The sequence below is a fragment of the Thalassotalea crassostreae genome, from assembly GCF_001831495.1.
Lineage (GTDB): Bacteria > Pseudomonadota > Gammaproteobacteria > Enterobacterales > Alteromonadaceae > Thalassotalea_A > Thalassotalea_A crassostreae.
The window spans coordinates 2,260,580-2,284,545 of record NZ_CP017689.1; the positions used below are offsets into that span (position 1 = coordinate 2,260,580).

Annotated in this window: 14 protein-coding genes; 1 reads left to right on the forward strand and 13 read right to left on the reverse strand. The window is 40.1% G+C overall.

The window, feature by feature from the left end; all coding sequences use genetic code 11:
- Positions 1 to 149 precede the first annotated feature (149 nt).
- The 10 genes from LT090_RS09800 to LT090_RS09845 form a co-directional block, all read right to left on the reverse strand.
- On the reverse strand, positions 150 to 1,325 hold the full coding sequence (locus LT090_RS09800; RefSeq protein WP_068545438.1) for an acyl-CoA dehydrogenase family protein: 1,176 nt from the start codon (positions 1,323 to 1,325) through the stop codon (positions 150 to 152).
- Positions 1,326 to 1,349: 24 nt separating this feature from the next.
- Complete coding sequence (locus tag LT090_RS09805) at positions 1,350 to 2,501, reverse strand: acyl-CoA dehydrogenase family protein (protein WP_068545437.1); 1,152 nt, start codon at positions 2,499 to 2,501, stop codon at positions 1,350 to 1,352.
- Between the two features lie 243 nt (positions 2,502 to 2,744).
- Entirely contained in the window at positions 2,745 to 3,599 is an 855-nt protein-coding gene (locus tag LT090_RS09810) for a Phenylacetic acid catabolic protein (RefSeq protein ID WP_068545436.1), read from the reverse strand.
- 104 nt (positions 3,600 to 3,703) lie between these two features.
- On the reverse strand, positions 3,704 to 3,913 hold the full coding sequence (locus tag LT090_RS09815) for a PaaD-like zinc ribbon domain-containing protein (protein ID WP_068545435.1): 210 nt from the start codon (positions 3,911 to 3,913) through the stop codon (positions 3,704 to 3,706).
- Positions 3,913 to 4,146: a hypothetical protein gene (locus tag LT090_RS09820; protein ID WP_068545434.1), complete on the reverse strand. Its 234-nt coding sequence runs from the start codon at positions 4,144 to 4,146 to the stop codon at positions 3,913 to 3,915. The genes LT090_RS09815 and LT090_RS09820 overlap by 1 nt, the downstream gene beginning before the upstream one ends.
- A gap of 48 nt (positions 4,147 to 4,194) precedes the next feature.
- Positions 4,195 to 4,515, reverse strand: a complete 321-nt coding sequence (locus LT090_RS09825; protein WP_068545433.1) for a metal-sulfur cluster assembly factor — start codon at positions 4,513 to 4,515, stop codon at positions 4,195 to 4,197.
- Positions 4,509 to 5,480 (reverse strand): 1,2-phenylacetyl-CoA epoxidase subunit PaaC, encoded by a 972-nt coding sequence (locus LT090_RS09830; RefSeq protein ID WP_068545432.1) that lies wholly within the window; start codon positions 5,478 to 5,480, stop codon positions 4,509 to 4,511. The genes LT090_RS09825 and LT090_RS09830 overlap by 7 nt, the downstream gene beginning before the upstream one ends.
- Positions 5,481 to 5,926: 446 nt before the next feature.
- Complete coding sequence (locus LT090_RS09835; protein WP_068545431.1) at positions 5,927 to 6,922, reverse strand: YeiH family protein; 996 nt, start codon at positions 6,920 to 6,922, stop codon at positions 5,927 to 5,929.
- Positions 6,923 to 7,147: 225 nt separating this feature from the next.
- Entirely contained in the window at positions 7,148 to 8,296 is a 1,149-nt protein-coding gene (locus tag LT090_RS09840) for an acyl-CoA dehydrogenase family protein (RefSeq protein ID WP_068545430.1), read from the reverse strand.
- A 208-nt stretch (positions 8,297 to 8,504) separates the two neighbouring features.
- Positions 8,505 to 9,737, reverse strand: a complete 1,233-nt coding sequence (locus LT090_RS09845; RefSeq protein WP_082897080.1) for a carbohydrate porin — start codon at positions 9,735 to 9,737, stop codon at positions 8,505 to 8,507.
- Positions 9,738 to 10,103: 366 nt separating this feature from the next.
- On the opposite strand from LT090_RS09845, the gene LT090_RS09850 reads away from it, so the two are divergent.
- Entirely contained in the window at positions 10,104 to 13,949 is a 3,846-nt protein-coding gene (locus LT090_RS09850) for a S8 family serine peptidase (protein ID WP_068545429.1), read from the forward strand.
- Positions 13,950 to 14,068: 119 nt separating this feature from the next.
- On the opposite strand, the gene LT090_RS09855 is transcribed toward LT090_RS09850, so the two are convergent.
- The 3 genes from LT090_RS09855 to LT090_RS09865 form a co-directional block, all read right to left on the reverse strand.
- Complete coding sequence (locus tag LT090_RS09855) at positions 14,069 to 14,719, reverse strand: LiaF domain-containing protein (protein ID WP_068545428.1); 651 nt, start codon at positions 14,717 to 14,719, stop codon at positions 14,069 to 14,071.
- A gap of 209 nt (positions 14,720 to 14,928) precedes the next feature.
- Positions 14,929 to 17,382 (reverse strand): Calx-beta domain-containing protein, encoded by a 2,454-nt coding sequence (locus tag LT090_RS09860; RefSeq protein WP_068545427.1) that lies wholly within the window; start codon positions 17,380 to 17,382, stop codon positions 14,929 to 14,931.
- A gap of 44 nt (positions 17,383 to 17,426) precedes the next feature.
- On the reverse strand, positions 17,427 to 23,930 hold the full coding sequence (locus LT090_RS09865) for a S8 family serine peptidase (RefSeq protein WP_068545426.1): 6,504 nt from the start codon (positions 23,928 to 23,930) through the stop codon (positions 17,427 to 17,429).
- Positions 23,931 to 23,966: the final 36 nt, after the last annotated feature.

A 23,966-nucleotide genomic window follows, 5' to 3' on the forward strand; every position in this document is an offset into this window, starting at 1 on the left:
AGTATCAAAAATTTCCTTGATTTTTAACGTCTTAATCACAAAACAGTAACAAAAAATCAAATAGACTATTTTGCGCTCCTTAAAACGAAGAGATTATAAACCCTAACTAACGTTTCGTTTTTTGTTTTAGAAACGCTTTTATGGGACTATTAATATGAACGCGGCAAACCAAGAACGTGTTCACCTAAATAGTTCAACGTCATTTGTTGTGTTACCGGGGCCAAACGGAACAACTGACACTCTCTAAACCAACGTTCAACATGATATTCGCGAGCAAATCCACAGCCGCCCAAGGTTTGCATCGCATGATGCGTTGCTTCTAAAGCAGCTTCTGCAGCAAGCCATTTTGCCATATTCGCTACGTCGCCAACGTCTTTATCAGATTTGCCATCGTCGTATAAGGTAGCGGCTTTCAGTACTTGTCCCCAAGCAGCTTCTACTTTAGCGTACGCCGCAGCAAGAGGATGCTGAACAGCTTGATGGGCGCCAATAGGTTGACCAAATACGTTACGCTCTTTTGCGTATTCAATCGCGTGTTCAAGTGCAAGTTTAGCGGTACCGCAGGCGCCAGAGGCAATTAAAATACGCTCTGGATTTAAGGTGCCTAGTAATTGATAGAAGCCCTTTCCTTCTTCACCTAACAAGCAGTCTTTAGATACTCTTACATTATCAAAAAAGACTTGGAAGGATTTATAGTAATGATATCCGTGCTTATCTATTGGCGTATAACTGATCCCTTCACAGGGTAAATCTACTAGAAATAGTGAAATACCCGCCGCTTTATTTTTTACGTCTTCTTTTTTCGAAGTACGAGCAACAACCAATACTGCATCAGTATTATCTATGTTAGTAATAAACCACTTGCCGCCATTTATTATATAATCATCACCTTCTTTTTTTGCAAAAGTCTCAATGTTTAATGAGTTCGTACCAGCGTTAGGCTCTGATAAAGCAAAAGCACAGGTTTTTTCACCAGCTGCAAATGCCGGTAAATATTTAGATTTTTGTTCATCATTAGCATGATGAGCCACAGATAAATTACCCAATAAGCCAAACAAGTAACCAAGCGCTGGACCACCGCCACCGCCACCGCGGCACAAAGCCTCCATGGCAAGTGCTACATCAGTTAAACCAGCGTCAGCACCACCCCACTTTTCTTCAAGTGGTAAACCAAAGAATCCTAGCGAGCCAATTTCTTCCATAAACTCTTTTGGATATTGTTTATTTTCATCCATTTCACGCCAGTATTCTGGGTCGTATTTTTTTGCAAGATCAGCAGCCATGTCGGCGATCATTTGCTGTTCCATGGTTAAATCAAAGTTCATAATGTTATTTCCTAATAATTTAACTTAAAACGCACTTAAACCAGTGATGGCACGGCCAATCATTAGTTTTTGGATTTCGTTAGTCCCTTCGGTAACACGAAAAACTTTCGCCGCTCGCGCCATATATTCAACAGGGAATTCACGGGTAACACCATTACCACCGTGAATTTTAGTCGCTTCATCAACGATTTCGCAGGCTAAATCGGTGCAGTACCATTTTGCCATTGCCGCGTCGATGTCTGAGCGTTTCTTCATATCAATTGAATGCAGTGCTTTAAATGCCATTAACTTACCCGCTTCGATTTGGGTATACATAGTCGCTAGCTTTTCTTGCACGATTTGCTTGGCTGCAATTGGCTTACCAAATTGCACTCTATCAAGAGAATATTGTAGTGCTTCATCAAACGCCGCTTGGGCAATGCCCATCGCCATTAAACCTACGATAGGACGAGAAGATTGTAGTAATGTTAACAGCATTTTCAATCCTTGCCCTGGTGCTGCCACCATGTTTTCTCGAGGTACACGGCAGTTATCAAAGAATACTTGTGCGGTAGATTGGCTATTTAATGCTGTCTTGTCGATATTGGTGGTTTCATAACCATGCTCTTCACGATCAACTAAAAATACAGCAAGACCAGTTTCATCGCCTTCAGTTACGTTTGCTAATACGTACATAAAATCTGAATAGTCACCTGATGATATCCACATTTTTTCGCCGTTAATCACAAAATGATCAGCACCATCTGGCTTTGCACGACAAGTCGCTGAAGAAATATCAGAGCCAGTGCCTGGTTCAGATATAGCGACAGATGCGATTAGATCACACTCTAAGAATTTATCGAGATATATACTACGCAGTGGCTCAGGAGTACCGGCAACCATCTTACCAGAGGCAAAATAAATTAAGGTGGTGATGGCAATATCTGGCGAAACCCTTGCAAGCTCATGCATGAGTAGGCCTTGAGTCACCGCATCCATATCGAAACCGCCAAGCTCTTCAGGCAAAAAACCATTAACCACACCAAATGGTGCAAGTTTCTTTTGGATGTCTTTGGCTAATTCAGTTGGAATATATTTATCACGATATTCGTCAGCGATTGGTTTAATTTCTGCTTGTAAGAATTTCTTAAAACCATCAACGGCGATAGTTTGCATTTCATCTAATGAAAAATCCATTGTTGCCTCATTTGTTTATTACTGATCTGCTGCTGTGAAGTTGCGTAAATTTGTTTTTATCTTGATCAGTTTTTTTAGTATAATTGATAATAACGCCTTGCCTCGACTTTGCTTTATCAAAACGAGCATTGCGATTGCTTTCAAACTTGCTAATCCTAAACCTCAAACTTAAATTAAATTAAATAACCCAAACAAAAAACCCTAGCACAAACTAGGGTTTAGAAAATTTAGATCAGATTGAGATTAATCGTAATCAAACGCAATGGTTTCTGGCTTATCCCATAAATCAATTTCATCTTGTACAGAAATAGACAATGGACGGCGAGCCAAAATAGCGCCTTCATTGGTTGGAACTACGTATTCCCATAGTGCGGCAGGCATTTCACTACCTTCAGGGCGACGGCGTTTGTTATTACGTTCTGCTGGGTTAATCGAATCTACCAGCGCTTCAATTTTTTGTTCGGTAATATCAAGTACTTTAGCAAGTTTAGCTGAAGCTTCTTTGATAAACATTTGACGTGCATCCCATACCGACTGACTGCGAACACCCGAAGCTAACAGCTCACATTCAGATGATGCTTTCTCAGTACCGAACCAAGCGATAGCGGCGCCTAAACGATGCGCAATACAGGCGATTGCTTCTTGCTTTTCAGCTTCTGTGAATAAAGTGAACCATCCATCAGAGTTTAAGCGGTGGAAATAACACTCTTTACCAAACGCTGTCATCATAGGCGCGATGTCACTGTGTGTTCCGTCTTTAAATGTTGCCATTAAGCGCCAAACTGCAAGCTCTGCCAAGTATGTGGTAACGATATAATCTCCGTAACTTTGCGGCGGATTATCAAGCATGTCCATATTATGAACTTCAACCGCTTTACGGCCGAATTCAATTTGGAAATCTGGTAAGTTATTTTCTTCTTCTAAATAACGGAATAATGCACGGGTATGGCCCCATGTATCTTGCGACATAGCACCTAGGGCCGTGGCATCTTGAAGATTACGGCTATTCATTAAGCTGCGTGTATACCAATGTCCTAATACCCACTCTGTATCAGCGATACAAAGTAATTCAGCCATTAAATTCTTTTCTATAGTCATTTTCTTTACCTATGTTATCTGCTTTTACTGCTTTTGTTTTTTGTTGCAATAACAACGCGAAAAGCAGATCTATAAATGTGTTTAATAATTGATAATTTATAACGCTATTCAGGCATCTTATGTTGCCATTTCATCCAACCAAATGTTTGTTTACAGCCATTACATTTGAATAAGATTTCTGAAACCGTTCCACCAAAAGGACTCGCAACCTGAGTATCTTCCGATTTGCACCAAGGACACTCGACAGTTTGATCGTACTCATCTTTAAAGACTTTCGAATCGTGTTTTTGTTTTGGATTATTATCTGTTGTCATTATGCAAAACCGATTGGCGTATCTTCTTTGCCAATGATGCCAAGAATGTGATCTTGACGAACACAACATAATTCAACCCATGGTTTTTCTGAATATGTCATGTAGGCTTGCGCTCTGGCCAAATCTTCATTTAGCGCATATATACAACCTAAGTGGCTTAATTCTTTATCAATTTTTTCACGACCGAATACTTCGTATACGCTCGCATCGGCTTTATGATCAAGCTTGCTCATAATTAACTCTTCTCTTTGTGAGTTATCGATTTACGATAACTAATAACTTTAAATCACATATCCGTGACGGGCTGCGCGTTCTCGTGCTTCTTCGGTGATGTGAGTTCGGTCCCATTGATGACCCCACTCGACTTTTACTTTGACTTTATCTACACCGTCTAAGTCACCTACACGCTTGCGAATATCAGCCATCATCAGCTCTAATGCTGGACAACCAATACAAGGTAAAACCAATCCAACATAAATGCCTTTATCAACGGTAGCCTCTACTCGTCTAACCATTCCCATATCAAGAATGTTGACACCCATGTGTGGGTCGATAACTTCCTTCAAAGCAGCATTAATAAGTTGTAATTGTTCGTTTACCAAAATGACGCACCCCATTCTTCACGTTGTAAACGCTCATAAATTGCCGGGCGCATGCGACCACCTTTTTTCATGTTGTTTACGACATCAGTCCACTCACATTTTTCCCAGATCCAATCACCTGATTCACGATCCCATGTCATTGGGTATGGTAAGTCTAAAACGTACTTGCCTTCGTCTTCGTCAAAATGCGCAGGCACTTCACAGCCAATTCGTTTTGCTAGGTTACAAGCTGATTGCAACCACTTATCACGCATTTCATCGTTTGACCATTTACGTACGCCGTAAATAAGTTGGTCCATTTTTCCTTTCATCGCATCAGGACGGCCATACCAGAACACACCATGTGGGAATACCCAGTCAACGGCTTCTTGAACCATCGCACGCGTTTCATCGTTGTAGTTCCAATAAAACTCCATCCAGTAAGAGCCATGGCGCATATGGAATGCTTCTTCAAAGTTAACCTTTCTTAATGCACGACGGTAAGGGGCGAATGAACAATGTAGCTCGATATCCCATGTTGTATAACGTCCTGCACGGTCTAAAAAGGCTTGAGCAACGACAAAATAAATGTAGTTCTTTAATTCAAACTCAAGGACTGGCATGGACCAAAACCTTTCCGGTGGACGTTCAAATGCTTCTTTATGCATATCAACACCGAAACGCTCCCACAACATACCTTGCTGATGTGCGTGACCCACTTCATCTTGAATTGAACCAGATATTGCCATTTTGGCACCAAGATCAGGTGCTGTTACATAACCCGTTTGTGCCCATGTCAATACGGTCACCTCACCGGCTGCAGCGATTTCTAATGTGTTTTCCAAAACTTTGCGGTATCGAGGGGTAAGCTCGTCTATATTTTCAATCAATTCGCCTGCTTTAATGCGATCAAGCATCGCTTGTTCAGCAGGATCGTCGGCTACCATTTCTGGTTTTGCCATTGGTCGAATAACGGTTGATTCCATTGTTGTCTCCAATTAATAAGGATTTTATTATCTTGAGTTTTGTTTGGTTTGCACTAAGCAAACGTCATGTAACTAAAATTAGCAGCCATCGATATCGATATCGAATACTTTCGAAGGGTGATATAAACGGTATAAAACAATCAGTAAAAATTTCTAAACACTTGTATTTAAAGAGTTTAATGACATAAAAAGTAAAATAAAAGGTCATATAACTGACATTTAAACTTGTCATTTTGGGCGTAACAGGTTTCTCAACCTTTATTGAAACCTTATTTTTGTTGTGGGAATAGACTCAAAAACCTAAATCTATACAACTAAGTCTAGGCGAAAAATGAAAAAAAAACCTGAATAGAGATAGCTATTCAGGCTTTATTTGCCGGTCAATAATTGCCTATATCAATAGGCCACAGTGGCTTATCAAAAGGCCACTTTCGCTTTATTCGAAGCTATGCGAATAGATAAATGCCCGCTAAAATCAGCACCGCAAACACTAGAGTTTCAGCCGTTATCAACACGACTGGTTTCCAACCTACGGAAACAATTTGTTTTAATGAGGTTTTAACGCCAATTGCCGCAATTGAGACTACTAAACACCAACTCGATAATGTTTTGATCATGTTAGCAACTTCAGCAGGAATTAAGCCGATATTATTGAGCACTGCTAAAATAAAAAATCCAATAAGAAACAATGGAATAAACGTTGTCACCCCACCTTCCATTTTAGAGCCACGTTCTTTAAACGAGAAAAAGATAATCATCACTATCGGCAATAACAGTGCAACACGCAGTAGCTTGATGTAAGTCGCTATATCACCGGCTTCAGGAGAAATTGAGTAGCCTGCGCCCACCACTTGTGCGACATCATGAATTGAACCACCGATAAATACCCCGGCCAAATCGTCTGGTAAGCCTAAATAAGCAACAATTAACGGATAAACAACCATGGCGATAGTACTTAGCGTTGTTACACCAATAACGGTTAATGCAAAGAACTTTTCTTCATATTCTTTTCTCGGTAAAACCGTTGAAATCGCAGCGGCCGCTGAAACACCACATACCGCAACAGAGCCAGATGACAATACACCGAAGACTCTTGATAAGCCAAGCGCCTTAGATAGCACGATACCAAATAGCATCATTAATGCCATCGAGACCATGACTATCATTGGTGGTGTTATACCAAGCGAAACGATATCCGAAAAGGCAATACGTACTCCGAGCAATGCTACAGCAAACCGCAATACCGCTCGTGATGAAAAATTAATACCGGCTTGGTGCTTAGGCGATTCATATAAAAAGTGTAATGCTAAACCAAGTAACAGTGCAAACAGCATAACTGGTGCGTCATAGCGAGCAGCTAATGCACCTGATGCAATAGCAATTAATACACTGATGGCTACGCCAGAGTAATAAGAATTACATTTAGCAAAAAAATTGCTCATTAGAGAATGAACGCTAGAACTGCTTTGCGATGTCATGGCATGCCTTGGATTCGAATAATGGATTGGTGAATAACATTACAATGCCAGATATTTAATCAAATTTATTGTCGCAACTGGCAAAATAGTTTCTTTTATAGACTCGATCATAACAAAAAAGGCTAATAACACTAGGTGTTATTGGCCTTTTAATCACTCTAATTGATGCTACAAATGGCATTAACTCAATTAAGATAACAAATCTCGAGCAATAATGACTTTTTGAATTTCACTAGTGCCTTCATATATGGACGTGATACGCACATCACGTGCCATACGTTCAAGTGGATATTCTTTAATATAGCCAGCACCACCAAGCATTTGCAGAGCGTCATAGCACGCGGTATTTGCTTTCTCTGCAGCAAACAATTTAGCCATAGACGCCGCAGGTCCAAACGGTAAGCCCTGCTCTTTTAAGTATGCCGCTTGCATAATTAACAATCGCGCCGCTTCCATTTCGGTATAACGTTCAGCCATCATCCATTGTAGGCCTTGGAAGTTGCTGATTGGTTGGTCAAATTGCTTTCGCTCTTTGGTAAATTCTTTGGCGTAATCTAATGCAGCTAAACCAATACCTAAAGCAAGCGAGCCAATACCAATACGACCGCCAGCTAACTCACCAACGGCAACACCGAAGCCTTTATTTTCTTGGCCCATTAGAGCACTTGCTGGTACACGACAATTTTCAAAATGTACTTCATTTGTTGGTGAAGCTTTTTGTCCCATTTTGTCTTCATTTTTGCTTATATTTATACCTGGCGTATTTGCTTCAACGATAAAACAAGAAATGCCACGACCTTTCTTTGCGTCAGGATCTGTGACAGCCCAAACCACAAATACACCGGCAAAGTTTCCACTGGTGATATAGATTTTACTGCCATTTAAAATATAGTCATCGCCGTCTTTAACTGCCGTAGTTTTCATCCCTGCAGGATCAGAGCCTGCACCAGATTCAGTTAAACAAAACCCGCCTGCAAGGTATTCACCGCTACAAAGTCTTGGCAAATAAGTCTGCTTTTGTTGTTCATTACCTACAGCTTGAATAACTTCAGCAACCATATTACTTACCGACGTGGTTACCGCAGTTGATGCACATGCCTTGGCAATTTCAGTTATTGCTAAAGAAAACGCAACTACCCCTGCTTCAACGCCACCGTACTCAGCTTTGATGTTTAATCCCATAAAACCTAACTCAGACAATTGCGCTAAGTTTTTCTTAAAGATTTCTTGGTCACCGGTTTCATCAAGATGAGCAGCAACAGGGGCTAACTCAGATTCCGCAAATTTCTTTGCCATATCTTGAATCATCATTTGTTCTTCAGTTAATGAAAGGTTCATAGTAGTTCCAAATATATTATTTATGACGCAAAGATACACCGTTAAGTTAGAATTAACTAGATGTATGAAACATTCTCGACGTTATTTAAAATTTTATCATGATGAAAAGTGTATGATATTTTGTACATAAAAAAAGGTCATTATGGGTAAAATAATGACCTTTATCTAATTATAGTTTAAGGATGAACTGATAATCAGTGACTATAAATTATAAAATTATACGAGCGCGTAAACCGATTACAACTTGATCATCTTCAGCTGCAACACCTTCGGAATTCTTAATGTATTGCACATCAGGAATAATCTGGAAGTAATCAGTTACAGGAATTTTATAATACATTTGCGAGATAACTTGGTTCCCATCGTGACCCATTTGATCTTCGTTAACCTCAGCAAGCTGTACGGCAAAACCTAAGGTGTCTTTCTCTTGTAATAAACCGTAATAGCCAGCACCTACTGTTACAGACTTACTAAGCAACGGCGCAGAACCTTCAGACATACCAGCACGGAAGAATGGCATCCACTGCCCCATCATAAAGCTAGCTGAGAAATTTACACCGTGAGAGTCATCAGTCATGTAACCCCCCATTCCGTCACCAGCATTGTGGCGAGTACCACCGTCTTGGTGCCATAATGATACATGTACATTGTCCATGTAAATTGCACCTTTACCAGCTCCAGTGTAACCAAACTCAATTGATTTATGGTACTTATTCTCACTGAAGAAGGCATCGATGTTGTCGGTAAACTCATCAACTTCTGAGTAACCCGTTGCATCGATAACGCCACCTAATACATAGAAGTTTTTGTTTAGCATATGTCCTGCGGCGAAACCAAACGCAGCATCGTCAGGCAAAGCCATAGTACCATTACCTGTGGCCAGCGTTAAATGTGTGAAGTCGGTCCAAGGACTTGCTTGCGCAAAGGCATCGATATAATCTGTAGCATCTAAAAAACCACCCCAAACAATGGTGTTACCATCGTTGAAGTTTTGGCGCCAATAAAGATTGGTTATACGTCCGCCTTGATCACTGAAGTTAGCACCAGGCATACCAGCATATCCTTGGTTAAATAAACCGTAAAACTTCGGGTCTCTGTCTGTATACGCATGACGATGTTCAATTTTAAAATTTAATGAACCATTTTCAGTGGCCGCCCAAGAGCCCATAAAACGGAATACACCAGAAGCTGCGGTTTCGTCTGCACCATCATATACATCACCAGAATTAATGGCATAAGAGTTATAATCGGCTGCCACGCTTAAACCATAGTTTTTTTCTAAAGATTCTTTCCAGCCTATACGCGGACTGTGCTTGTGATCTTCAATCTCGTTTTCTGTAGCGCTTGGAGAACCAACACGTTGACCGTCTTTAGCAAAAACCATTGGACTCAATGCTAACGATATTGAAGCTGCGATAAGCGATTTAAATTTTAACGACATAATTATTTACCTATTAAAATGACGTACATTTCAACCCACAATGTACAGTTATATTTCGATTTCTATGATGGGCGCATCTTAAAGAATAAAGTACAAAGAAAATGGTTAATTTCGGCAGGTAAATTAATCGAAAACAAACTGTTACAGATAACTACAAAATCGGTGAACTTTTTCAGTAGAAACAACGTATAAATAAAAGTTCTACATTTAGTTCATTTTATCAGCGAGCTATTTTTCCTAAAATAACCAGTTTAAGGTGATTTAAACATCAACAAATAAAGACGTTTCGCGTATAATACTGACGTTTAAAATCGTGCTGTTTTACTAACTTAAGAATTAAATAGCTGACTACTTACCGAGGATGTAATGGTAATAACACAAATCAATAAATGTTGTTTAATACTTATTTTGTTTACCACAATGCTTCATGCGAAGGTCTACGCAAATAGTAACTCTGTAGGTTGGCAGAAAACTTCTACGATGCATGCTGAATCCGAACAAACATCGAAGCCAAAAGTACGAGTATTTGATAAATCAGTTGGTAGCAAAACGCAAGTAAGCCAACGTAACGTTGACGATCTTTATATTATCATCATGCAAGATCAGTCATTGGTGACCTTTGCCCAACAACAGCAGACACTTCAACTTAACCGCGCAGCTAAACCGAAGAAATTAAACTTAAAATCGGCAACTACTCAAGGGTATTTAACGGCATTAGAAGCAAGTAAAGGTAAAGTCATTAATGACTTGTCGATGCAACTAAACAGACAGTTAAAAGTTGAAAACAATTTTAAGTATTCAATTAACGCATTCACCGCAAGAATTAACACCGATGATTTAGCTAAAGTTAGATCTCATCAAGGCATCAAGTCTGTCGTTAAAGTGACACCAAGAAAATTGACAACATTCTCTGGACCACAACATGTTAAGGCTGACAAAGTTTGGAGTGGGATTGCTACGGGTGTTGAGTATAAAGGCGAAGGCGTAATCGTTGGTATTCTAGATACCGGCGTCAATCCAAATCATCAATCCTTTGCTGCCATTGGCCAAGACAACTATCAGCACAACAATCCGCTACCAAATGGCGAGTATTTGGGTGATTGTGCGCAACCTGAATACAAAGATTTATGTAACGACAAGCTTATTGGTATTTGGAGCCACCCAGAGATCACCAATCAAAGTGACACACCGGATATTGGTATCGACTTTGATGGTCACGGCAGTCACGTAGCAAGCACTGCGGCCGGCAATGTATTAAAGAATATTCGTCCAAACAATGTATTAGGCGATGTTTCTAATGCTGTATTTGAACAAGTAAGTGGCGTTGCCCCTCATGCTAATGTGGTTTCTTACCAAGTATGTGATTTATATTCCTGCTGGCCAGACATTGCCTTAGCGGCGGTAGATCATGCAATTGAACATGGTATCAATGTACTGAATTATTCGATTGGTTCACCAGTAAGCAATTCGCCATGGGATTCATTTAACTTTGATGCGCAAGCAATGCTAAATGCTCGCGCAGCCGGTATTCATGTTGCCGTTTCAGCGGGCAACGAAGGAAATAATGGTATAGATGACAGTGAAACCATTTTGGCGCCAGCAAATGCGCCATGGTTAACATCAGTCGCTGCGGTTGATCACGGTGGTACTTTAAGCAACGAGAAAACCATTTCGTTTTCACCTGCATCAAGTGTAGTTGAAAATATTTCTGGTCTATCTGCAACAAAAGGTGTTGAAGCAGAAATCGTTGACGGTAAAGATTTTGGCAATGGGGATTGTTTATCTCCGTTTGCTGAAAACACACTATCAAATAAAATTGTAATTTGCCGTCGCGGTGATATTCCGCGAGTGGAAAAAGGTTCAAATGCATTAGCCGGTAATGCGGCTGGCATGATATTGATTAATGTTGCTGACGGCGATGAAAGTTTAAATGGCGACCTGCATCAATTACCAACGGTTCATGTTAACTATGTTGATGGTGAGAAAATTTTAAACTGGCTCAGCTCTGGAGCAGATCAATATAGTGTAAGTTTTAGTGATTCACAGTTAACAACAGATAATAACTTTAAAAACCAACTCGCCGGCTTTAGCTCTATTGGGCCAGAACCACTGTTTGAAAGCTATTTAGTACCAACGGTTGCTGCTCCTGGTGTACAAATCTATGCTGCCGATAACAATACTAACAATTCAGTAATTCAGCTATCGGGTACATCAATGGCTAGCCCCCACGTTGCCGGCGCACTTGCGCTCATTGCCGGTTTAAAACCAGAGTGGACGCCAGCGCAAGCACAATCGGCTCTAATGCTAACCGCTGATGCAGGTGTTTTTAGGTTAGTTTTAAATGAAGTGACAAACCAATACTCAAAACAAGCGACCACAGTTTTCGACCGTGGCACCGGCTCAATTGTAATTGATAGAGCGTTAAATGCCCCACTAACCATGGATGAGACTATTGAAAATTATATCGATGCTGATCCAAGTAACAACGGTAAGCCACAGCAATTAAACCTACCCGCCCTCGTTGCTAAAGATTGCTTAATTGAATGTACCTGGCAGCGCACATTCACGGCAACTAATAACAGTCAATTTAACCTCTCCATCGACAGTGAAGATGGCTTATTAGTTACGGCTAATCCAAGTCAATTTAGCTTATCTGCTGGGGAAACTGTTAGCATTGAATTTTCGGCAAAGATTGATTCAAATTATCAAGGTGGTTATCAAGAAAGTACGATAACCATCGACAATAACGACAACTTTTCTTCATTATCGCTGCCGGTTATGGCATCGTTTAAACGTGGTAAGTACCCACAAGATATTGAGATAATCGCGAATTCAAATATTGGTTCAGAAAACATTGAAAACGTGGTTACTGTTGGTGTAGACAACATAGTAGTAACGCCTTTTGCGTTATCAAAAATCAATCAAACTCAATTACAATTACAACGTGATGACAGTGATTTTAGTAACTTTCCATACAATGTGATTAATGATGAAGGTAGTTTTTATAGTGTGCCATTTGGCATTAGTTGGGAGTCTAGATTTTTCTCCGCCAAAATAATCTCAACAACGTCGCCAGACATTGATCTGTATGTCGCATTTGATGCCAACCTTAACGGTAAGGTTGATGCTTACGAGTTTTCAGAATTACTTTGTGAAAGTGCCAATTATGGCTCCGATGAAGCTTGTGTTATCGATTACCCTGCTTACGGCAATTATGTATTGCTTGTGCATAATTACGGCGATTATGACACTGCGACAGGCGACTTAGACGATGTCGAAATAGAGTTTTATAGTATTGCGCCGAACAACAACATGGTTAATGCCTATGTAAATAACGATATTCTAGATCTACAAGATATAGGTTTAGTACTTGATTGGGATGCAGAAATGGAAAAAGGTAGTGAATACATAACCGCTATCGATTTAGCCTCTGCCGCTGATACTAGTGAAGATATTGCCTATATCCCTGTTCGTATAAAACGCTCTTTTCAATCGATTAGTGTCTATAATGCCGCTAGTACTATCGGCGGAGAAATATTAACCCTAACGATTAATGTTGATGGTAACGATACCGATACGGCGCAACTTTATGACATCCGTATTGACTTACCTGAAAGCTTGAATCTATTAACTAGCAGTCACAACGCTGAATTTGCGAACGGTAAGCTTAATTTAAGTCTTGAGTTACCAGCTAACAGTGATGCTCAAACCGTTACGATTGATTTAAATACTAATGCCGTTACCTATGACGAAATGATCGATTTATCATTAACTTATCGTTTAGATGCGGGTAATGAACAGACATTAAATTTTTCTACCATCAGTATTAAGGGCAAGCCCGTTGCATTAATCAATGACAGTGAATCATTTTTTAGAACAGCGGTTGAAGGTTCACAAATTACCCTGTCTGGTTTAGCGAGTTTTAATCCAAGCGCAGTGAGTAATTTAACTTATCAATGGCGACAAATTTCTGGCCCTAACTTAAGCATCGCCAGTAATAACAGCGAACTGCAATTAAGCTTACCTGAAGTTAATGCCGATGAAACCGTCGTTATTGAATTAACAGTTTATCAAAATGGTGTTGAATCTGTTGCTACTGCAACCATAGACATAGAAAATAAAAAGTCGAGCTCTGGCGGTGGTAATTTGTTCTGGTTATTGGTAATTCTCAGCTTAGGTTTAGTACGAAAAAGACTAGATTACATTCGTTAAATTCACTTATAAAATGCTGTATAAAAAAGCCACGGTAACTAAAAATCAGTTACCGTGGCTTTTTAAATTCCAGTGTTATTTTTACAAGTGCATTAGTAAAGGTACAGAAAGCCCTATGCTTATTTCGGTTCAGAAAATAAGCTTTTCAAGCTTTCGGCAAAACCTAACAATTTTTCTTTAGTAGAGCGTTTAACTTCAACCTCGACAGTGCCCATAACCACTTTACCTTTTATCGTTATTGTCGGCGCTTGTCGATTTGCCACACTTGGTGATTTATTTTCAACACTGCTCATCACGCTATATATTTTTGACACCACATTAACGTTTTCAGGAATATAAATTGTATCTGTACCAAGCACACAATTAATATTTATGGTGACGTTTTGGTGCTGAAATATTGCATCGGTAAAATCTAATGTCGTTGACCCTAAGACGTCGACAACAGTAATTTCTTTAGGCACTAACCATTTACCACTTCGTTCATTCGAGCCAAGAATGCTTCTTAGCTTAACTTCTTCGTCACTAATATGGTGGCTATAGTTTGGCGTAAATTGAGATTCTTTTTCACTTTGATATTGATTATCTGTTTTTAACGGTAAGTCCTCAACTAAAGCAACAATTTCATAAGCATCATCACTTTGCATCGCCTTATCCAGTCGATGTTCAAATGCTTCTGCAGATATAACTTGACGGCTGTAATTATAAATTAATCGATCTACAGTCTCGTCTCTTACTTGTTCAATTGGGCGGTCTTCTAGTTTTACGTCCACAATATGCACCTTTTATTAATAACAATTTTTATAGTTTCTTTATAACTTTCATAGAAGCAATATCCTTGCCAATAAAAAATACACTAATATTTCAACAACTTATAAAAACAAAAAATATGGTATTAGTTAATTTAACCAAATATTAACAAAGTTAGTAAAAAAAAACCGCCTAAATTGGCGGTTTCTAATTGATGACTAAGCGTTGCTTGTTAAATACGTTTACGTCGCAATGCCGTTAATACAAATAACATAAAACTTGCAAAACCTAGTGAACCGCCACCTGAACTGCTCTCACGCTCTTCTTCAGGTAAAAGGTTAACCGTGACAATTTTGGCACCATTTAACTGCGGTGCAGCAAGTACGACAGTAAAAGACGTCTGCTCTGTTTCATCTTCGACTTTATGCTTATTAATGCTAATTGTTTTGGTTGTTTCACCAGCGTCAAACTTAACGCTGCCTTTGGTATTCGCATAGTGAGTTCCAGCAATTGCAGTGCCATCTACAGTTTCATATAAAACCGTAATTTCACCAATATCGCCATCATTACGTTCTAATGTAATAGACGCTTGCGACGCATGATAATCTACATTTATTGTTTCAGTGGTCACGGCGACAAAGCCTGTTGCCGCTTCATCATCACCAATAATCACTTGCGTAGATTTGATATCGCCATCCACATCACTAACAATTTGTACGGTAAAACTGCGTTCTGTTGCGTTTTGACGTTTATCAGATACAAGCTCTACTTCAATAAACTTTTCGGTTTCACCATCGCTAAACACGATAAAGCCATCATCGCCGTTATAGTCACTACCTTTACGAGCACTGCCGTCGATAAGTGCATAACGGATCATTTGACTGCCTTCAAAGTCGCCACTGCGGATCACTTTGATAGTAGCAATACCACTTTCTTCACTTACAGTAACCGCGCTTGCTTCAAAGTTAAATGAACCCGGTTTACCAGTATCATTATCAATGATCAAAATTTGCGATCTGGTGTTAGGTGCTATATCGAGGCGCTTAGGTAAACCTAACGCTAATTCGACTGTACCATTTTCACGATAGATGTCATTATCTAGAATACGAACATCAACACTAGCTTCGCTTTCACCTGGTGCAAACTCTACTCTTTTAAAGCCTTCAGTGAAGTCTTCGCCAGCAATCGCCGATAGATTATTGTTTCCTTGCAATACCGATAATTCAACGCTTGCACTTTCTAATAGTTCGCCTTCACGAATTAGAGTAACCGTAGCTTTCATTTCATTTTCGTCAGCAATAATAATGCCTGATTTAAAACTCACTGTAGCCGTTGCTGCTGGTCTTTCACCATTATCAACAACGGAAGGTAAATTATTTTGCAACGAAATCACATTATTGTTTTTCTCATCACCACATGCTTGTCCTTTATAGGTAACATTAGGAGAAGAGATAACTGGTAATGGTAAGTTATCTACCGTTAAATTTTGATTAAAAATTGTCGGTACAGTGCCACATCGAGACGCATAGGCATAGTCTGACACACCACCAAAATCAGTCTTTTTGTTTTCAGGTAAAAACGGGTTGTTCTCGTAATAAGCACGATTCGGTCGAGCAAAACCATGGTATAAAAACTGCGGGATCAAATTCAAATTACGACATGTATGTCGAGTGCCATTCAATATACTACCGTATAAGATATCAGCACGCTCTTCTTCGTCATCATAAACGTATGCAGGTTGACCGATATCATCAAGTTTATATTCATTACGACGACTACCACAAGAGCCGCCTGCATAAAATCCGGCATGAAAGTCAGCGCCAAAATCACGTAAATAATCACGCATCGCTTCGGCACCGTCCATGTCACCAAACATATATTCCCAACCACTGGCTAAATATGTTTTTGGTGCATCGTCTAGTTCTTCTTCAGTCAAAAAACGATCATCTTGACGTTCGATATACACAGGATTTAAGTAAAAGCCAGAGCCACTATTATCTAAAACATCTTGAAGCATATAGTGGAAATATAAAATTGATGCTCGCGTTCCCATCGGTTTATAACGACCGGCTACATAATGGGTGTAGGTATAGCCCATATCGATAACGGTAGAGTTTTCAGGCGTAGCAGGTACAGGTAATTGGCCATTAACAAGAATATCGCCTTTGTTAGGAATTCTGATACTACTGATAAACCAACCTGGTCCACCAATTTCTACAGTGTCTATTAAGCTATAACTATCATCTCCATTACTCACATCACCAAACCAACTGGTTTCGGTGCCACGAATAAAGCGCATGAAATTACCTTGTTCATTTTCACCGTATAAATGTAATAAGCCATAGTGTGTCTCGATGCGAGTGGTAAATTCAAAACTGTTACCATCGACAGTAAAACTTAATGTGGTATTACCTGACTCAATATGTTCATTAAGAAATTCATAGGTAACATCAAGCAGTTTAATATTGTCTTTGCTGTTTTCAGCGTTATCGTCTGAATTAGCGTTATCAATCTCTAAGGTTTCACCTGAACTTAAGTTGCTCAATACGTCATATGATGATTGGTCATAGGTTAGCGCATTAAAACCTTGCTCAGTATTTGTATTTTCGGTATTGGCATTCGCTGTACTTAACGAAGTCGCTAGTGCTACGGATAAAGCAATACCTGATAATTTTATTAATTTCATATTTTTCTCCAGAGTTGGGCAGCGACTGACACTGCCCAATTGCCTTAACCGTTAACTTTGCGAAATCTAAAACCAGCTAGCGCTAGCAATAATAAGAAACCAAAACTACCACCAGATGAGCCACTATCGTCATCGGCATTGGCTTCAACTTCGCTTTCTGTTTCATCATCAGGTCTTAAGGTACTGCATTCGTCAGCGCTGTAACCTGATTTTGCAATAACCCTAACATCAATATCTTTTGTCGCGACATCGCTGTTGTTATGCATATCGGCGATTTCGACAGTAACGGTTGTGTCACCAGTGAAACTACAAGCAGCATCAATCGTTAACATTGCTCCTGGTTCATTACCGTCAACAGAAACATTTAAGTGATCTGCATACGCATTCACGCTATTTGCTGTTAGGTTAGAATCTGCATAGTAAACCGGCATAGTCACAGTACTGCCCTGCTCTACAATCACTTGATTAAAGTCAGCAATGGTAATTTGGCTAGGTACCGAAATAGTGTAATCAGTAATAACGGTTGACGAAGCAATTTGCTTTTCAATTTCAATATTGAGATCTTTACCGGCGGTATCATCATCAACTCGAACCCAGAAGATAAATGAACTTTCACTGTAATCTGGACCATAGTAGTCATAACACACAACCAAATCGTCATATAAAACTTCTTCAATATTGTTGTAAGCAAAAAACTCTCTTCTTGGCGGGTTAATTAAGCCAAAGAAGTGTCTATCAGAGTCAAGACCTTGCATACCAATCGCATCATTACGTTGGAAGTTATCCAAAGGAGGTAACATATCTAGGTTATCGTAAGCGAACATTACTTCATAAGCGCCAGCCTTATAGCTGTGTTCGATATCAAACCATGCTTGGAAGTCCATACTATCACCGTAGTCTTGGTCGCCTTGCACTGTGTATGCGTTATCCCACTCAACAAGAAGCTTCCACTCAATACCATCAGCAAATACCGCCATCGTCATACCTTCAACAGTATTGATACTTTCGTTAGGAAGTAAATCTCTAGTCGACTTAAGATCAACGGTTTGATTGTATCGAATACCCTTCCTAAACAATGGCGCAAGTAGTACTTCATTAAATGGATATACTGTTGGACCAAAATATTTAGTGTCTTCAGTCATACCATAACCTGCAGAAATATAACCGCTTGGTGAAACTTTAAATTCAGTGTGACTTCGAGGTCCGTCATACAAGTTTAAATCGTAATTACGTTGACTATCAAAATTGAATAGTTGCTCAAGGTCGACATAGGTATCTTCGCCAAACATAGTTCTACCGTAAGCTGGATTTAGGTTAATAATATCGACATATCCACCTTCTGTTGATGTGCCATTCGCGTAATTACCAACAGCTGGCGTTCGACACTGTGCATCGTAGTTATGGGTGCCGTTTAACACATATGGATGATTCGAATTCTTCGGATCTTCCGGATTAATGTTTGTACTTTGAATATAACCTTTACCTAAACGATGAGTATTAGGCTGGTATAGACTTAACGACATACCTTCGCCATTTTCAGACTCAGCGTATCCGGTTACAAAACGCACATCACCGCTAATTGCGTTGCGCACGTATGTTACGCCTTCAGGCAAGTTAACATTAACGTTTACCGCACGATCGTAACCTGAATGGTTTGCCGCAACATCTAATTCAACTTTTACATAACTTCCTGGTGAAGCTGAAAAAGCATTCTCTTGGGTTTCAATTTTATTAGTACGATTGAAAGTAACACTTACCGGCTCTTCCTTACGGTACAAACGAATTGGCACTGAGCCCATGTCGGCAGAAGTCGCATATTCATTCGAGTATAGCTCTGCTAATGCGTAGCTTACTTCATGTTCTTTTGTATCTATGCTGTATACCAAGTCCATCTGCAATATATCCTGTGCAGGATTCGCTGTTTCTGGTGCATCCAAAATTAAGTTTGGTGACGCATCAGCGCTTACGACAGAAATTGCATAGTCATAAGTATCTTTCAGCCAATCTATTCCGAATGGCGCAAGATCATTGGTATTTTGCATTAACACCCAGTACTTACCAGGTTGTGGATCTACGATGTAACAGAAGTTTTCTAAGTTTTCAGCAACCGAAGCACAGGTGATTTCTTGTAATGGATTAATTCGGCCTGGTTCAACGATATCGCGACCAACAACCATCATTAATGTACCTGAGTGCACACGTAATTCAGCAGATGTGTGAGCGTTAGTTGATACCTTACGAATGGTATCGACAACTAACATCTTAGTGTCTTCTGGCACATCTACCCAAACAAGTTTAATTGAAGGGTCATTATGTGCAGTCTCAAAGTCAAAGTTACGTCGAGATTGATCGAGGTTTAGCTCAGTACGACCAATCCAAGTTTGTCCATAGCCAGTAGATGCTTGTAACTCAGTCACACCAAAAGATGACGTCGCTAATTCTCCATTTTCATCAGTATCGATATACGACGTATTGTTTTGATGATAAAGCTTAGTGCTTAGTTCATCTGTTGACATCGCCGGCATACTTAAATCAATCGGATAACGCCCTACTGTTGATGTTGATTCCGCTTTCACTAATGTTGGTAATGTGTCCGTATCTAGTGATACACCCACAGGTAATCTCAGTGTTGGAATCGATGGGTCAGTTGCAACAATTTCTACTTCACCACCGGTAAAGCCAGAGCCGTCTATTACGTACTGGTATTGACTTTGAGCAATTGCACGGTCAATTTTCGCAGTAAACATAACAGTTACCGTTTCGCCTGCGTCTAATGTGAAGCTATCGATTGAAGATTCAATTTCAACTGCCGATTCAAATTTATCAATGTTAATTGACCAGCTACCAGAGCGTTTTGCTTTAAATGTACGTAACCAAGTACAAGTTTCAGGACAACTACCATCAAACATGTATGGCATATTTAATTGACGCGCATCGCCACCAGCACTTGGGTTAGCAGCCAGCATCTTGTCTAAAGTTTCGTCTAGGACTAAACCAGTATTTATTGCTGCATCTAAGTCGATTAAACCTGTGCCTACATGCCAAGAATTAACGTTAACGATTCTCTTATAGATGGCGATTTCAATCATTTCTAAGTTGCCATCGGCATCAAATACTAGCTCACCTTCTTCATTCGTTTTAGGTACAAGAGTTGATGACTTACTATGATCTGGATTATCTGCATCGTAATCGGCTTCATTTATGAATTCTTCAGTATAAATAACTTCTTTTGAAGTCATCGTTAAAGCAGATTGACGTTCAGCATTAGTCCAATTAGGACGAGCTTGCTTGAAAATAGCGAATGCGCCTGAAACAACCGGTGTCGCCATTGATGTACCGTTAGCAAAACCAAAGTCGGCTGAGTTGTAACCTTTATCTAATACCGCATTATCAGTCCAAGCGGCAAAAATATTCACCCCTGGCGCCATCACTTGTACCGGCATTAAATCTTCAATGAAGTAATGCGGACCTTTTGAAGTAAAATTAGCTAATACATGATCGTAACGATCGTCGTCTTCTTCTATGCGCTGAATTTCAGAGTATAGAGAGGTAATAGTTAAACGACGTTCACGTTGCAACTCTACAAGACTGCTCGGCTCGCTAATTTCACCGCCTTTAAAGAAAGGTTCAAAGTCATTTTCCCATGATTCTTTTTGTATTTGTACAAATGGAATACGGCTTGGGAAGTTAAATAAAGAGCTATAAAATTGACTATCGTTGTAGACTACAATCGACGCATTTACTTCTTCTTCACTGCGACCAGCGTTAATCGCGTCGCGCTCAGCAACTTCCTGCACATTCTTACTTTTTTGATTAAAGTCGATGTTATTACCGGTACCACGAGCACAGAAAACAATAGCATCGTCGAAGTTATATGGTTTAGTGACATCGCTAGGGTCGCGCCACTCATCTAAATTTTCACAATAAAGATCGCCTTCAAAGACACGTAATTCTGGCGCAATACCGACCACAGTAGCCTGCGTGCTAGCTGATGTTTTTGAACGAGATTGTTTAATCAATGGCTCTGGTGCGACGTAATCAGTTAATACTGGACGCTCTGACACCAAACCAAAAGCTTGAGTTGCTGGTGCAGGACCAGAACTATTGCCATAACGTAGATCGTAGTTATCATAATCTCTGTCATCTGGCGCTTTAACGCGACATTGGCCTAGTGTTGGCTCATCGATTGTAGAGTTTTCACCGTCACCATCTCTATCTTCTGGTACACAGTTTTCTTCATCACTATCTTTACAGTCATCACCATCCCAATAAACGATGGTGTCTTTGTTATTTCTTGTTAAACCGTTACTAAATTCAGTTTCCCAATAATACTCAACACCGTAGGCACAAACGATACCGTAAGAGCCACCAAGGCGTCCGCGGTAGTTAGGATGCGCATCATCATAATCTATGCCAGGACAGTAGAAACGCTGTGCAGCTTGCTGCCAGTAAGGAGAACCTGTATCAGTTAACGATGGGAATACTGCATCGTCACCACCATAAACATTATCTGGACAGATTGATTCACGTGTAGTGTAGTTTGCAGGAACCTCACGGTTAATATCTAAACAACCCCATTCAGCACCAGTAGACACATCATTGATGTCCACCCACTCAGTACCAATAAGACAATTTGCTGGATCTTTTTGATCAGGCAAATCTTCAATACCAAAACTATTACACGCAAGTGTATCTGGATTACGGAATTCGTCTTCAGTACATTCTTGATAACATAAACCATCATCAAGCATCTCAAAGCCTATTTTACATACAGGAGCTTCACTACAGTCGTTTTCGACACAAGCGCCCATAAATTCACCTAGAACTGCGCGACCATTGTCGTGCTCACCTGAAATGCTGAACATGCGTTGGCTAGATACTAAGTCATATGCTTGACCATCTATGCTTGCTTGTAAATCAGCACCTTGACTTAAGTCAGAGGTGTTAGTGAAAACTTCTTTACGGTTCGTCTGCGTTGCACCAACGGTTGTGATCCAAGGGGCACTATGTTTTACCGTCCCTTGATAACCACTGTTACCCGCAGCTACGTTGATATGAACACCTGATTCATAGGCCGATAGGAACGCTTGTCCTAATGGGTGTTCCCATGCATCATACGGTGCACCACCTAGTGACCAGTTTAATACGTCAACACCATCTTCAATCACATCTTCAACGGTTTCTAGCATTACATCCAATAGACAACCTGCGTAACCTGAATTAGAGTTGGCAGAGATACATACTTGATAGGCTATTACATTGGCTCGTGGTGCAACCCCGGTAACATTACCGATTGCTTCACGAGATGCAGCAAGACCTGGACCGTCAATTTCACGGTAGTGATGTTTTATACTTTTTAGGTTGTTACCAGCGGCAGTACCGGCAGTATGAGAACCATGACCTGCGTGATCTTCACCAACTGGTGGCACCGCATAAAACTTACCACTTTCAGAATAAAGATCGTTGTAATCAAGACCTGCTTTATCCATTACATGGTCGATTAATGCAGTTTTACTATATTGATCGGTTAAACGGGTATATGAACGAACACCAATTAGTTTGTCGTTACACATATGCTCAAAACCATCTTTCAAACAATCACCAACGTAATTGCCTGCACCCCACGGGTTAACGTGATCATAAGGTACCGCGTCAGCTGTTTCCCAAGTGATACCGCTTCGGTCAGTATAAAACCTGTGACCATCAAAATCGGCAAATGAAGGGTGATCGGTATTAATGCCTGTATCAGCAACACCAACAATAATGCCCTCGCCTTTGGCATCAAGATCCCAAGCAGCGTATGAGTCAATAATATCGTGAACACCAGCAACGTCGTTTCTAGCGTCAGTAAAACCTTGGATTTGATGCAAGGTTACACGATGAATACCTTTAACTGACGATAATTCAGCAAGTTTAATCGCTTCTTCTTGAGTCATTGACGTAGTAAAAGCGTTTACCGCAACATCGTATTGTGTTTCCGCTTGAATTGAGAAACCAAAATCATAGGCACTATCAATAAATTCAGCTTGTTTACTGGCAATATATTCTTTGTAATTTGCAACTCGAGTTTTATATTCGTCAGAGGCTTTTAATCGTTTTAAGTTAATTTCATTACCTTCTTTAAAGGTCGTGATATTACTGTCGATATGTTCTTGAGCTACTGTCGCAAGATGTGTCGCAGCAAGTCCAGGTATACCACCGGTATATTGCGCGGCAGGACGATCATGTAAACTTACGAAATATTGTTGAACACCTTCAATACCGTCTTCTGGGACAAACTTATCCTTGCGGTTATATTGAATGTTAGCGCCGTTTGTCATCGGTAAGCCGGTAAGACGGTTTACTTGTGCAAACTTTGACTCTGAATTACCAAATACTTGTTGATGCTCAAATACAGGAGCTTGTTTCAAATATTCTGGTAAATCTGATTGTTGAAAATCTGGTAAATCAATTCTGTTTTCTACTACAGGTAAAGACACTGCGGCAGCAGCTACTGCGCTCATATAAAGCGTCGATGTGGCAGCTATAGCGATTTGCTTTAATTTCACCTTGTATTCCTCTTTTTAAAAGCCGCGTTGCGGCTG

Coding starts and splice junctions, on each gene's coding strand:
- LT090_RS09840 (WP_068545430.1), bottom strand. CDS start 8,296: ATGAACCTTTCATTAACTGAAGAACAAATGATGATTCAAGATATGGCA.
- LT090_RS09830 (WP_068545432.1), bottom strand. CDS start 5,480: ATGGAATCAACCGTTATTCGACCAATGGCAAAACCAGAAATGGTAGCC.
- LT090_RS09860 (WP_068545427.1), bottom strand. CDS start 17,382: ATGAAATTAATAAAATTATCAGGTATTGCTTTATCCGTAGCACTAGCG.
- LT090_RS09835 (WP_068545431.1), bottom strand. CDS start 6,922: ATGAGCAATTTTTTTGCTAAATGTAATTCTTATTACTCTGGCGTAGCC.
- LT090_RS09820 (WP_068545434.1), bottom strand. CDS start 4,146: ATGAGCAAGCTTGATCATAAAGCCGATGCGAGCGTATACGAAGTATTC.
- LT090_RS09805 (WP_068545437.1), bottom strand. CDS start 2,501: ATGGATTTTTCATTAGATGAAATGCAAACTATCGCCGTTGATGGTTTT.
- LT090_RS09845 (WP_082897080.1), bottom strand. CDS start 9,737: ATGTCGTTAAAATTTAAATCGCTTATCGCAGCTTCAATATCGTTAGCA.
- LT090_RS09850 (WP_068545429.1), top strand. CDS start 10,104: ATGGTAATAACACAAATCAATAAATGTTGTTTAATACTTATTTTGTTT.
- LT090_RS09815 (WP_068545435.1), bottom strand. CDS start 3,913: ATGACAACAGATAATAATCCAAAACAAAAACACGATTCGAAAGTCTTT.
- LT090_RS09800 (WP_068545438.1), bottom strand. CDS start 1,325: ATGAACTTTGATTTAACCATGGAACAGCAAATGATCGCCGACATGGCT.
- LT090_RS09810 (WP_068545436.1), bottom strand. CDS start 3,599: ATGACTATAGAAAAGAATTTAATGGCTGAATTACTTTGTATCGCTGAT.